The organism is Corallococcus sp. CA049B, from assembly GCF_003611685.1.
GTDB classification, from domain to species: Bacteria; Myxococcota; Myxococcia; order Myxococcales; family Myxococcaceae; genus Corallococcus; species Corallococcus coralloides.
The window spans coordinates 1-12142 of sequence record NZ_RAWC01000259.1; the positions used below are offsets into that span (position 1 = coordinate 1).

A 12142-nucleotide genomic window follows, 5' to 3' on the forward strand; every position below is an offset into this window, starting at 1 on the left:
GCCTCCGAGGGCCCGGAGGGGCAGTCCGTGCTGATGATGGGGCAGCCCAGCGCGAGCGCCTCCAGCATCACCATGGGCAGGCCCTCGAAGCGCGAGGACAGGGCGAACGCCGTGGCCCGCCGCATCAGCGCGTGCGGGTTGTCCGCGTAGCCCGGCATGAACACGGAAGACTCCACGCCCAGTTCCGCGACCAGCGCCTTGAGTTCCGCCTCCAGCGAGCCCACTCCCAGGATGAGCAGGTGCGTGTCCGTCCCGGCCGCCCGCATCCGGGCGTGCGCGCGGATGAGCATGTCGAAGGACTTCTGCGGCTCCAGGCGCCCCACCGCGATGATCACCGGCTTCTTGAACACCGGCACCGCCCACGCGGGCAGGGGCGCGTCCGCCGCGGCGCGGATGCGGTCCGCGTCGACGAAGTTGGGGATGACCTCCAGCCGGTCGCGGTCCACGTTCACCAGCTCCGCGAACGCCTTCGCGGAGTCGTAGCCGCACGCCACGATGCGGTCCATGCCCGGGTAGAGCACCTTCAATCCCCAGAGCTGACGCTTGGGCTGCTCGCGGTGGAAGGCGCCCCAGTCGAAGTGCACCATCCCCAACACCGGCTTGCCCAGGAGGGCCCCCGCCATCCGCGCCAGCAGGGCCGCCCGGCCCTCCTGCCCGGAGACGATGATGTCCGCCTTGCGCGCCTCCTGGAACAGCCGCCAGAGCATCCGCGGCAGCTCCCGGCGCCGGTAGGCCTCCACGCCCACGCCCCAGGAGATGGGCACGTCCGCGGGGATGCGCCCGATCGTGTCCGGCGGCGGCGGCCCGTGGTGGAAGAACAACGAGGGCTCGAACCGCTCCCGGTCCAGGCCCGCCAACACGTTGCACACGGAGCGCTCGATGCCCCCCGTCCCCATGAAGACGAGCGTGAACAACACGCGCCGCCGCCGCCCTGGGGCCGGGACCGCGATCTCTTGCCGCGCCTGCGGTTCCAATGTCTGGGATTCCCGGTAAGAAGCGATTTTTTGCTCTCCCGCCCGGCGTACGAGTATCCGGCGAGCCCACCCCTGGAGTTGGTCGCTGATCAATATCCCACGCACCGTGCGATAGGTAGCGAAGGTCACCCGGCGCCGCCACCCAGGAGACAGTTGCACGCCGCCCTGCCGGTGGATCTCCCGGGGGCGCCAACGCCATTTCGAAACAGCGGCCTTCACCGGCCCACTGATACATCGTTGAAACAGCCGCACCGCGTCCTGCCGGGCAAGTTCCAGCATTGACGCGTCAAGAGGCGCCGGACGCGTCAGGGGGTGCGGTTCATTGATTGGGGACTCAACGAGTCCGGGGGCCGACTGCCAGGAACTGGATTCCGGGTATAGGCTCACAATCCATCCTCGTGAAGAACCCCATCCACTCCCGTCCCGCCCGTTTCATCGCGCTCGCCCTGCTGGGGGTGCTCGCGGTGGCGGCCGTCATCGCGTACCGCAACGTCCGCGCCGCACGCGCTGTCTTGCACCCCGCGCGCCAGCCTTTGAGGCCGGTGGCGCAAGGCATGCTTCCGGGGCGCACGGACGTGGTGCTGCGCACGCGGGACGGCCTGACGCTGCGCGGCTGGTACCTGCCGTCGCACAACCGCGCGGCGGTGGTGGTGATGCACGGCTTCGCGGAGAACCGCACGCAGATGCTCTTCGAGGCGGAGGTGCTCTCACACGCGGGCTACGGCGTGCTGCTCTTCGACTCGCGCGGCCACGGCGAGAGCGAGGGTGACCTGGTGACCTGGGGCGACCGCGAGCGCGAGGACCTGCGCGCGGCGGTGGACTTCCTCTCGCACCGCGACGACGTGGATCCGTCCCGCCTGGGCGTGCTGGGCTTCTCCATGGGCGGCACCACCGCGATGCTGGAGGCGCTCGACGACGAGCGCCTCCAGGCGGTGGCCGCCGCGGGCGCGTACCCGTCGCTGGAGGCGGACACGCGCTACAGCTACGGCAAGTGGGGGCCGCTGAGCGTCCAGCCGGCGCTCTGGACCCTGCGCCTGTCCGGCGTGGACGTGGACGCGGTGGACCCCATGAAGCGCCTGTGTGACTTGAAGGGCCGGCCGCTGCTGCTGATCAACGGCGACGTCGACGCGTACGCGCCTGCGTTCCTCCAGGACGCGCTCTTCCAGGCCGCGTGCGAACCCAAGACCTACTGGGTGGTGCCCGGCGCGCACCACGGCGAGTACGCGAAGAAGGCCCCGGAGGAGTACGCGCGCCACCTGCGCGACTTCTTCGGCGCGGCGCTGCTCAGCGGCTCCTGAGCGCCGCCTCCGGGCCCACCCACTCCGGCGCTTGCGCGTCAGCCGCGGCTTCTGGCGCGTCAGCTGCGGCGGCACGCCACTCGGGCGGCGCGTCCAGCGCGGGGCGCCCCTCCAGCAGCTCATGTGGGCGGAAGCCGGCCTTGTAGCGCAGCGAGTCGCACGCCAGCACGCGGTAGCCCAGGTACACGTAGGGGATGCCCCGCTCGCGCGCCAGCTCCACCTGGAACAGCACGCTCGCCTTGCCCAGGGACAGCCGCGCGTAGGCCGGGTCGTAGAAGAAGTACACCGCGCTCCACGCGTGCGGCGTCTCGTCGCACAGGCCCAGGCCCACCAGCTTCGGGCCTGACGGGTCGCTGTCGTCGTACCAGGCCACCTCGCGCGCGGACGGGTGCGGGAAGGCGAACTGGAGCGAATACTCGCGCGCGCCCAGCTCGGACGCCTCCCAGTCCCGGGACGACTCGCGGTCCGCGTGCCAGGCGCGGTACAGCGCCAGGCGCTCCTCGTCCACGCGCGGCGGGCCCACCTCCACGCGCAGGTGCGCGCACGCGGCGCGGGCCCGGCGCTGGCTGCGGTTGGGCGTGAAGCCCGCCACCGGCACGCGCAGGGACACGCACTCGTGGCACGACGCGCAGGCGGGCCGGAAGTACTGCGGGCCGAAGCGGCGCCATCCGCGCACGAGCAGGTGCTCGTACTCCTGCGCCGTCACGTTGCGCATCAGCAGCGTCTCCAGGGACGCCTCCCGCCCCGGCAGATAGCTGCACGGGCGCGGATCTTCGATTTCGTGTGCCAGCAGGACGGCCATCGGTGTTCCCTTCCTGTCGGCCCCAGGCTCCGGCGTCAAGCCATGCCTGCCCGTCCGGCGACCCACCTTTCGTCGGAAACGACCCGCCGGTGTGGGCCGTTCCGTATCCAGGAAGTGGCACACCGGCTGCAAGTCACCGACTGAAGCCGTACCACTTGCGGAAGAGGACGAACGCACATGGCCCGCGAGGAACTGCATCCTGGATGGCTGCCGCTGGACCCCGACGAGGCCGACGGCCCCCTCTGGGGAGACGCGTTCCTCGAGGAGGACGACGCCCTCCACTCCGCCGCCGGAGCCGACGTCGTGGACGACCTGGACGCGTTCGACTTCGCCGTCGCCAGCTACTGAAAATCCTGCGGGACCGGCGAAAATCCTGCGGGCGGGGAGCCACGGTGTGGCAGCCGTGTCGCGATGGGACCGTGATTCTTTCCGGTCCACCCCCTGATGGGGCCGTAGAAACTACCGGGACACCGCCAGCCGGCCGCCCCCGTTCGCCTCCCTGGACAGCGGGCGGGTAACACCGGACACAGGGGACCGGGGACAAGGCTCCACGTGCTCGGGGGCGCGGCTGGCTTCTCAGTCGTGGGGCGCCACCGGTATAAACCGGGGCCTATGTCATCAGTCGACGTCTCGGTGGTGATGCCCACGTACAAGCGCGAGAAGGACGTGGTGGAGGCCATCCACTCCGCGCTGCGTCAAGAAGGCGTCCAGGTGGAGGTCATCGTCCTGGATGACTCCGCGGAGGGAACGGCCCGTGACGCGGTGCAGGGCATTGGCGATGCCCGCGTGCGCTACTTCCAGCAGGAGGTGCCGTCCAAGGGGCGCCCCGCGCTGGTGCGAAACCAAGGCGCCACGCTGGCCCGGGGCCGCTACCTGCACTTCCTGGACGACGACGACCTGCTCGCCGAAGGGGCGCTCCAGGCCATGGTGTCGGCGCTGGACGCGCGGCCGGACGCGGGTGTCGCGGTGGGCTGGGTGGTGCCCTTCAGCGAGGATCCGGAGTGGCTGGAGGACAAGAGCACCTACTTCGAGCGCGTGGCGAAGGTGGGGGCCACCACGCCCAGCAGCGCGTGGACGGTGGCGCACATCCTGTTCCTGGGCACGCTGTACGTGAACTCCGCGTGCATGGTGCGCCGCGAATACTTCCAGCCCCTGGGCGGGTTCGATCCGAACATCCCCGTCTACGAGGACGTGGACTTCTACATGCGCGGCATCCGCCGCTACGGCCACGTCTACGTGGACCGGCCCATCCTCAACTACCGGGTGGGCAAGCCGTCGCTGATGAACGACTTGGGCAAGACGGGCGCGAAGGTGGAGAAGTCCGTGGCGGAGTCCAACGCCATCATCCACAACAAGTACCGGCGCGAGCACGGCGAGCTGGAGTACCGGCTCCTGCAACTGGCCACGCGCGCGCTGAAGGGCCGCTTCGGCCTCACGCGCTACCTCCCCCTCAAGCTGCCTTGAGCGTCTCCTGAAAGGGCCTCTCCCCGTGAGCCTGCGTCGCCGTCTCGTTGGAACCGCCAAGCGCCAGTTGAAGCAGACCCTGGGGCCCGTCGTGCAGCGCGCGATGGCCCCCGCCAGAGCCTTCCTCCCCCCGGAGACGTGGGGCCTGGAGTCGCGCGGCGGCCAGGGCCTCTTCCTGGAGGGCGTGTCGCTGTCCCAGCTGGCCACCGAGTACGGCTCGCCGCTGCACGTGGTGCACCTGTCAGCGCTGCACCGCAACGCGGACGCGTTCCAGGCGGTGCCCCCGGGCGCGGCGGGCGGCTGCGAGGTGTACTACTCGTACAAGACCAACCCCGTGCCGGGCGTGCTGTCCGCGCTGCACGCGCGCGGCGTGGGCGCGGAGGTCATCTCCGCCTATGAGCTGTGGCTCGCGCTCAAGCTGGGCGTGGCGCCGGAGCGCATCGTCTACAACGGCCCGGTGAAGTCGGACGCGTCCATCCGCGAGTCCATCACCCGGGGCATCGGCCTCCTGGCCGCGAACCACCGCGAGGAGCTGGACGTCTTCTCACGCCACGCGGCGGAGCTGGGCAAGCGCCCGCGCGTGGCCGTGCGGGTGACGACGATGTCGGGCTGGACGTCGCAGTTCGGCACGCCCATCGCGGGCGGACAGGCCATGGCGGCGTACCGGCAGGCGCTGGCCTCCGGGAACCTGGACGTGGTGGGCCTGCACGCGCACCGGGGCGAGCTCATCCGCACGGAGGCGGAGCTGGAGGGCTTCGTCGGCGCGGTGCTGGACTTCGCGGACGAGCTGCACCGTGAGCTGGGCTTGGACCTGGAGGTGCTGGATTTGGGCGGCAGCCTCTGCACGCCGACGGTGGAGCACATCGAGCAGCGGGACTGGCGGCTCAACCTCACCTTCCAGCGCGACCTGCCCGCGCCGGACTTCGCGGCGGCGCTCTCCATCGAGCGGTATGTGGCGAAGGTGGTGGCCCAGGTGGAGGCGCACTACGCGAAGAAGGGCCGCGAGCGCCCGCGCATCTTCCTGGAGCCGGGCCGCGCGATGACGGGCAACACGCAGCTTTTGCTGGGCCGCGTGCACGCGCTCAAGGACGGCGGCGAGCGGACGTGGGCGGTGCTCGACATGGGCATCAACCACGCCGAATGCGTGCGCAACGAGTACCACCAGCTCTTCCATGTGGAGCGGCCGGCCGCGCCGGCACACAAGGCGTACACGGTGGTGGGCCCCATCTGCACCCCGGCGGACACGCTGTACCACGCGGTGCGGCTGCCGGAGCTGAAGGTGGGCGACACGCTGGCCATCATGGACGCGGGCGCGTACTTCGTGCCCTTCGGCACGTCCTTCTCCTTCCCGCAGCCCGCCATCGTGGGCGTGGAGGGCGGGAAGGTGCGGCGGCTGCGCCGGGCGGAGACGCACGAGGACCTGATCACCTTCGATGATCCGGTCCCCGCGGCCCCTCGCGCCGCGGGGTGATGGCCGTCTAGCGGTTGAAGACCATCATCCGCAGGAAGGCGCGGGGGTGGCGCGCGGCCCCGTAGGAGATGGTGGCCAGCTCCACCGCCGCGGGCGTCATGTCGTCCCGGTCGATGAGCGGATCCACCGCCGTCGCCTTGTGGGTATTGAACCACTGCCGCCACTGCCGGGCCTCGTCCGCCGGCAGCGCGCCGGACAGCCGCTGGAGGTTGAGCAGCATCTCCAGCGCGATGCGGTTGCAGAACACCGCGTCCTCGTGCGCGGCGCTGGCGTCGCGTGCGTCCTCCACCGCGCGCTTGAGCGCGTCCCGGTCCCCGGTGGCCGCGTGGTACGCGAGCAGCGGCAGGGGCAGCCCCCGCGCGATGTCGAAGCCCATCTGCCCGTAGAAGCGCGGGTTGAAGTCGATGAGGAGGTACGAGTCCTTCGTCTGGATGAACTCCACCTCGAAGACGCCGTGGTAGCCCAGCTTCTTGCACAGCCGGGTGAGACCCTCGACGAGGTCCGGGCGCAGCGGCGCGGACTCGAAGCAGACGCCCACGCCCAGGCGGCGCGGACGCTGGAGGACCTTCATCGCGGCGCGGGCCTCGAAGAGCTCGCCGGACTCATCCACGAAGCCGGAGAGGCTGTAGATGCCCTCCGCAGCCTCCGGGTGGAACTCCTGTACCATGGGGTTCACCACGGCCGGGTCGAACTTCACGAGCATGGGCGCGTAGGTGTCCCGCGCGAACTCGCGGTACTCGCGCGCCAGGTCCTCCGGCGAGGACACCGGCTGGCCCTTGCGGTGCGTGGCGTGGAGGATCTGCGTGGTGGGCTTGAGCAGCACCGGGAAGTTCGCCTCGCGGCGCACCTCTTCCAGGTCCTCTTCCGACTGGGGGAACCAGGTGCGCGGCAGGTGCAGCCCCACCTCCGTGCCCACTTCGTAGAGGCGGCGCTTGTTGAGCAGGCCGTACACCGCGTCCACGCCCGGGTCGTAGAGGTGGAAGAGGTCCTCCAGCTTGGAGCGGTGCGCGGAGATGAGCCACGCCAGCTCGTCGCTCGTCGGATAGAGCACGTGCTTGACGGGCTCGCGCAGGCCGAAGTCCACCAGCCACTGGAGGAAGGCCTCCGGCTGCGACTCCGGCGGGCACTGCACGCGGCGGCTGACGAAGCGAGAGTAGCTGGCCGGCCCCAACCGGCCGGTGTCCGCCACCGTCACGTCCACGCCGTGGCGGCCCAGACAGCGGGCGGCGGCCAGGGTGCCGTAGAAGTTGGCGGAGAACAGCAACGCGGGGGGCCGGGCCGCGATGACGGCCGCGGGGGCCTCATCGGAGTAGGCGGCCTCTTCCATCTCTTGCTCCAGTTTCGCGGGGTCGGCCTCGCGGCGCGCGCGCGCGGAGGAACGACGGGATTGGCGGTGGGGACGCTGCGCGAGCCGACTCCCTCCAAGCTCGGAGGTCGACGGGCCGGCGGCGGACGAGGTGCTTGCCATCAGCCCCGCGGCGAGAAGCGTCAGAAGGTGCCTGTTCATGTCGAGCCGTCTGCCTCTGGCGAAGCGGGGGGCCGCCGGAAGCTGAATTCCCGACAGAATACCTTTTCCGGCGGCGCTTGGGGCCGGCACCCGCATGATTGCACCCCCAAGGAGTGAGCGGACTCAGGCCGGAGTGCCGCCGGGCGGGCTCCAGCGCAGGAATCCCCGGGTCAGGAGCCACGCATCGGTGGCGACCCCCGGGGTCGTCCTGGCGAGGCGCACGGCGGACTCGGCGAAGGCGTCCGGGGGCGCGGTGTGTCCTTGCGCGCGCGCGGCCTTCCATGCCGCCTCCCACGCCTGGAAGAAGGCGTGCATGGGGTCGCCAGGGCGGACGCGGCGGCGCAGGTCGCGGGGCAGCCAGTCGCGCAGGAGCAGCGGCGCGAAGCCCCGGGAGAAGTCGGTGTGGAAGAGGAGGCCCTCGCGCGTGGGGGCTTCCGCGTCCGGTGTCCGGCGCAGCAGGTGGGCCACCAGCACCGCGCCGTCCGTGTCGGAGGAGCCTTCCACCAGCAGCCCGCCGGGCAGCAGGTGCCGCGACATCGCGCGGTGGGCCTCCGGGATGCGCTCCGGCGCGCCCTGGCGCAGGAGGTTCATGGCGCGCACCAGGCGGGCGGGTTCGTCCGGTGACAGCGGGAGCGCGAAGCCGCCCTCGCGGAAGTGCGTGCGCGCATCCGCGTGCGCTCTCGCGGCGGCCGCGGCGCGCTCGGGGTCCAGCTCCACGCCCACCACGGACAGCTCCGGGTTCAACGCGCGGAAGGCGCTGGCGCCCTCCAGCGTGGTCCACGGGTGCTCCCCGAAGCCCACGTCCACGAAGGCGGCGCGGGCCCAGGGGCCGTCGTCACGCGTGAGCAACGGGGCCTCGAACTGGCACAGGTACGCGTCCAGTGCGCGCAGACGGCCTCGCGCGGTCCTCCCCCGGGTGCGGGTATCCAGCTCCTGGGCCATGGGCACGACATGGGCGCTCCAGGCCGGGGACGTCAAGGACTCCTCGCCGGTTGTAGCGCGGGACGTCATTGCCGGGCCCGGGCCGTAACACGCCATGTCACAATCATTGTCTCAAACATTGTTACAGCCGGATGATTCCCCTCTGGAACCGGGTGGGACGCGGCCGTGAAAGGGATTGGCATCGCCGCTGCACAGGGGGAGCCGCCGGTGTCGCAGTCCGTGGCATCCGTGACCGCAGTCCCCTCCTAGAGATTGGTTCCCCGTCCCCCATGATGACTTCCAGGTTCATGCGCTCCTCCCTCGTTGCCGCCCTCCTCCTCTCCGGCTCCGCCTTCGCGGGTGAGTCCCGGTACGCCTCGGCCGCCGCGGCCGCCTGCACCGAGCTCAAGACCGAGCTGGTGCAGGGCGCGAAGGAGCAGGGCGTCGCGCTCAACGAGGAGGAGATCGGCACCCTCACGACGGACAAGGCCACCGTCGTGGCGACGAGCATCGCGGGCTACGAGAAGGTCCCCGCCGCGGAGTACGAGAAGGGCGTGGACGCGGCCTTCGTCTACATCGACGCCGAGGAGGCGGGCATCCCGGCGGGCCACTACCGGGTGAGCGTCCGCGCCAGGCCGGAAGACATCCAGGTGGGCAAGTACAAGGCCATCGCCACCCTCATCGACAAGGACGGCAAGGAGGTCGCGCAGCGCGCGACGGTCATCGAGACCTTCCCCTCGGCGGTGAAGTCCGCGCGGTACGGCTCGCCGATGAGCGTGGGCATCCAGCAGCAGACCATCAACGACTGGAACCTCACGCGCTTCCGCAAGACCATCATCGTCGTCATCGTGCACTCGTGGGGCGTCACGGTCATCGACCTGTTCGGCACGGACTACAGCAGCTACTACGGCTTCTAGTTCCGCTTTTCCGCCGCCGGGAGCCTCGTGGGTTCCCGGCGGTGCGATTTTCGTCCCATCCGCGGCGCACCTAGAGTGCAGGGCTTGTGAGCCCTCCGTCCGCGTCCTGTCCCCGCTGTGGCGCCCCCCGCGTGGCGGGGCCCGAGTGCCCGGCGTGCGGCGTCATCTACCTGCGAGCCGAAGCACGCGCCGCCACCCGTCAGGCCGAGGCCCGTGACCGCGAGGCCCGCGAGGCGGCCCAGCGGGAAGCCGAGGACCAGCGGGCCGCCCTGCGCGAGGCGCTGGAGGCCCACGCCGTCCCCACGTTCGTCTCGCCCCTGGTGGCGGCCCGGCCCGCGCCGGAGCCGGCGGCCCTGGAGGGCCTCACCTTCCACCCGGACCGGGGGCTGAGCGACGGCGCCCTGGAGGCGCGGCTGCGGCTGGCGGTGCTCCCCGTGGCGCTCGTCGGAGCGTGGTTCGCGGTCCAGTTGCCCTTCTTCCACTTCCTGATGCGCACCTTCCTCACCATGCCGGTGCATGAGCTGGGGCACGCCGTCACCGCCTGGCTCTGCGGCTACAGCGCCACGCCCACGTTCTGGGTGACCCACGTGTCGCAGGAGCGCTCGACGTCCATGGTCCTCCTGCTGGCGGGCCTGCTGGGCGCGCTCGTGTGGCAGGGCTGGAAGCGCCGCCGGTGGGCGTGGATGGGCGTGGGCGTGGTGCTGCTCGCGGCGCTCGGGGCGGGCAGCTTCGGCCTCACCCCTACCCAGGCCCGCGCCCTCATCTACTTCGGCGGCGACGCGGGCCGGATGGTGCTGGGCACCCTGCTGATGGCCACGTTCTTCGTGCCGCCGGGCCACTACCTCCACCGGCATCAGCTGCGCTGGGGCTTCGTCGTCATCGGCGCGGCGGCGCTCATGGACAGCTTCGAGATGTGGTGGGCGGCCCGCACCCACGTGGACCGCATCCCCTTCGGCCGCATGGAGGGCGCGGGCCTCAGCGACCCCAGCGCCCTGGTGGACGTGTACGGCTGGAACATCAGCCGCGTCATCCACTGGAACGTGAACGTGGGCCTCGCGTGCCTCGCCGTGCTGGCCGCGCTCTACCTCGTCTCCCTCTGGCGTGTCCGCGACGTGCTGCGCGGCTGAGGCGCGGCCTCGCGCCAGTTGCCGAACGGCCACTCGAAGCCCGGCGTGCTCAGCACCTCCGGCTTCCGCGCGCCCCGCCAGCGCAGGGCCTCGCCGGGCCGCAGGAGGAGCGCCTCGGGCCCCTTTCCCCGAGCCTTCCGCACCTCGGCCAGCCGCTCCGGGTATGGATCCGCGTCCGGGTTCTCATCCATCTGGCTCGCGCCCGTGACGGGCTCGCCTGGATAACCGGCGTAGCGCGGGCCCATGCCCTCGCGCCAGTACCAGGGGGCGCCGCCGTCCGCGCAGGGCACCACGTAGCGCGCGCCCAGGAGCGCGCCGTAGCGCAGCGCCTCCTCCGGGCCCGCCATCAAGCGCTGCGGCGTGGTGAGCGCGTCGCGCGGCACGTTGACGAGGAACGCGTCCAGCGTGGTGAAGCCGAAGAAGATGGGCGGCAGCCGGAAGCCGCGCACGCCGCAGAAGAGCACGTCCACCGGGCACTGCTGCTTGCGCACGCGGCGGCACACCGCGGCCATGTCCCCGCGCACGTCATGGCCCGCGTCCGCGAAGAAGGCGGCGGAGAAGTCCTTCGAGCGCACGAGCCACGTGTTGCCCTCGTTGTAGAGGTCCGGGTGGGGCCCCTCGCCGTCGGTGGGCTGCTCGCCGTGGAAGGGCAGCGCGTGCACCGTCACGTCGCCCACCTGCCGCGTCTCGCCCCAGCGAAGGGGCTCCACGCGCGTGAAGCCCAGCTGCTTCAGCCGCAGGGCGCAGTCCGTGGAGAAGAGGCTTTCGCGCGCCACCGCGGGCACGAAGATGCGCGTGTCGCGAGGCAGGGGCAGGAGCGAGCCCAGGTGGAAGTGGTCCCCGTGCGAGTGGGTGATGACCACCGCGTCCACCCGGCCCAGGTCCGACGCCTGCAACGCGCCGTAGCCGGGCAGGTCGGCCTCGCCCGTGGGGCGGAAGTACGGATCCACCAGCACGCGCCCTTCCCTGCCCGACACCAGCACCGTGTTGTGTCCCACGAAGAGCGCCCCCGGTCCCGGCACGTCCACCGGCCCCACGTGGCGCACGAGCCAGCCGGCCTGCGACAGGTCGCCAAGCAGCTCGCCCACGACGGGCACGGTGGCCAGCGCGCGCAGCTCCTCCCGGGTCGCGCCGCGAGCGAGCGCCGCGAACAGGTCCGCCACCGCGGGCCAGTCCTTCGCGCGCACCGGCACGTCCAGCCCCAGTGAGTCCTGGCGCAGGTGCAGCACGCGCGGGCGGTGGCGCAGAGGGTCGGGGAAGAGGACGTCCTCGCGCAGCACGCGCCGGCCCATGCGCCGCTTCGTGCCCTGGCAGAGCGCGGCGTAGCGGGGCGTGTCCTCCAGCCAGCGGATGAGCGCGTCCGCTTCGCGCAGGGCCCCCTCGCGGCCCAGCGCGGCGATGTGGCGCTTCAGCGGCACCTGCGCGCGGCGCACGGGGCGCGCGGTGGGCCCCTGGATGCTGCACCCCAGGTCCTCGTGATGGTCGGCCTCCGTACGGGCGGAGGCGAGGACGGCCAGGCTGACGCCGCGGTGCAGGGTGAATCGCATGCGTGCGGACTCGCATGGCGCCCTGCCCTTCGCAAGGGCTTGCACGCCCGCGGCTGCGCGGGTTGTGGGCGCCCCATGGAGGCCGGTACCCTGCCCCGCACCCATGGCCCACCC

General features: G+C 71.6%; 11 protein-coding genes. 6 read left to right on the plus strand and 5 right to left on the minus strand.

The window, feature by feature from the left end; all coding sequences use genetic code 11:
- Nucleotides 1–917 (minus strand): glycosyltransferase (locus D7W82_RS34650; protein ID WP_147439701.1); only part of this gene is annotated, 917 nt, incomplete at its 3' end.
- Nucleotides 918–1372: 455 nt separating this feature from the next.
- On the opposite strand from D7W82_RS34650, the gene D7W82_RS34655 reads away from it, so the two are divergent.
- The gene (locus D7W82_RS34655; protein WP_120622396.1) at nt 1373–2272 is read left to right on the plus strand and encodes an alpha/beta hydrolase; all 900 of its coding nucleotides are present in this window, start codon (nt 1373–1375) and stop codon (nt 2270–2272) included.
- Here D7W82_RS34655 and D7W82_RS34660 read toward each other — a convergent pair.
- Nucleotides 2259–3074, minus strand: a complete 816-nt coding sequence (locus D7W82_RS34660) for an arginyltransferase (RefSeq protein ID WP_120622397.1) — start codon at nt 3072–3074, stop codon at nt 2259–2261. The genes D7W82_RS34655 and D7W82_RS34660 overlap by 14 nt on opposite strands.
- A gap of 177 nt (nt 3075–3251) precedes the next feature.
- Here D7W82_RS34660 and D7W82_RS40710 point away from each other — a divergent pair, with 177 nt between their 5' ends.
- The 3 genes from D7W82_RS40710 to D7W82_RS34670 all read left to right on the plus strand — a co-directional run bounded on the left by D7W82_RS40710 (nt 3252) and on the right by D7W82_RS34670 (nt 6009).
- On the plus strand, nt 3252–3422 hold the full coding sequence (locus tag D7W82_RS40710) for a hypothetical protein (RefSeq protein WP_158617781.1): 171 nt from the start codon (nt 3252–3254) through the stop codon (nt 3420–3422).
- Between the two features lie 264 nt (nt 3423–3686).
- Nucleotides 3687–4538, plus strand: coding sequence for a glycosyltransferase family 2 protein (locus tag D7W82_RS34665; RefSeq protein ID WP_120622398.1), 852 nt, complete (start codon nt 3687–3689; stop codon nt 4536–4538).
- A gap of 25 nt (nt 4539–4563) precedes the next feature.
- Nucleotides 4564–6009: a pyridoxal-dependent decarboxylase gene (locus D7W82_RS34670; RefSeq protein WP_120622399.1), complete on the plus strand. Its 1446-nt coding sequence runs from the start codon at nt 4564–4566 to the stop codon at nt 6007–6009.
- A 7-nt stretch (nt 6010–6016) separates the two neighbouring features.
- Here the strand turns inward: D7W82_RS34670 and D7W82_RS34675 are convergent, their stop codons facing one another.
- Both D7W82_RS34675 and D7W82_RS34680 read right to left on the minus strand, forming a co-directional pair.
- The gene (locus D7W82_RS34675; protein ID WP_199727918.1) at nt 6017–7336 is read right to left on the minus strand and encodes a carbamoyl-phosphate synthase; all 1320 of its coding nucleotides are present in this window, start codon (nt 7334–7336) and stop codon (nt 6017–6019) included.
- A gap of 303 nt (nt 7337–7639) precedes the next feature.
- Nucleotides 7640–8458 carry a methylase gene (locus D7W82_RS34680; RefSeq protein ID WP_120622400.1) on the minus strand — a complete coding sequence of 273 codons (819 nt, stop codon included), beginning with the start codon at nt 8456–8458 and terminating at the stop codon, nt 7640–7642.
- Between the two features lie 287 nt (nt 8459–8745).
- Here D7W82_RS34680 and D7W82_RS34685 point away from each other — a divergent pair, with 287 nt between their 5' ends.
- Together D7W82_RS34685 and D7W82_RS34690 are read left to right on the plus strand one after the other, a co-directional pair.
- The gene (locus D7W82_RS34685; protein ID WP_147439702.1) at nt 8746–9354 is read left to right on the plus strand and encodes a hypothetical protein; all 609 of its coding nucleotides are present in this window, start codon (nt 8746–8748) and stop codon (nt 9352–9354) included.
- Between the two features lie 131 nt (nt 9355–9485).
- Entirely contained in the window at nt 9486–10481 is a 996-nt protein-coding gene (locus D7W82_RS34690) for a hypothetical protein (protein WP_120622402.1), read from the plus strand.
- Here the strand turns inward: D7W82_RS34690 and D7W82_RS34695 are convergent.
- Complete coding sequence (locus D7W82_RS34695; RefSeq protein WP_120622403.1) at nt 10436–12028, minus strand: MBL fold metallo-hydrolase; 1593 nt, start codon at nt 12026–12028, stop codon at nt 10436–10438. The two genes, D7W82_RS34690 and D7W82_RS34695, sit on opposite strands and share 46 nt — an antisense overlap.
- Between the last annotated feature and the right edge of the window lie 114 nt (nt 12029–12142).

What these genes read in the sequence shown, in the direction of transcription:
- D7W82_RS34660 (WP_120622397.1), bottom strand. Translation starts at nt 3,074, where the DNA reads ATGGCCGTCCTGCTGGCACACGAAATCGAAGATCCGCGCCCGTGCAGC.
- D7W82_RS40710 (WP_158617781.1), top strand. Translation starts at nt 3,252, where the DNA reads ATGGCCCGCGAGGAACTGCATCCTGGATGGCTGCCGCTGGACCCCGAC.
- D7W82_RS34665 (WP_120622398.1), top strand. Translation starts at nt 3,687, where the DNA reads ATGTCATCAGTCGACGTCTCGGTGGTGATGCCCACGTACAAGCGCGAG.
- D7W82_RS34675 (WP_199727918.1), bottom strand. Translation starts at nt 7,336, where the DNA reads ATGGAAGAGGCCGCCTACTCCGATGAGGCCCCCGCGGCCGTCATCGCG.
- D7W82_RS34680 (WP_120622400.1), bottom strand. Translation starts at nt 8,458, where the DNA reads ATGGCCCAGGAGCTGGATACCCGCACCCGGGGGAGGACCGCGCGAGGC.
- D7W82_RS34685 (WP_147439702.1), top strand. Translation starts at nt 8,746, where the DNA reads ATGCGCTCCTCCCTCGTTGCCGCCCTCCTCCTCTCCGGCTCCGCCTTC.
- D7W82_RS34695 (WP_120622403.1), bottom strand. Translation starts at nt 12,028, where the DNA reads ATGCGATTCACCCTGCACCGCGGCGTCAGCCTGGCCGTCCTCGCCTCC.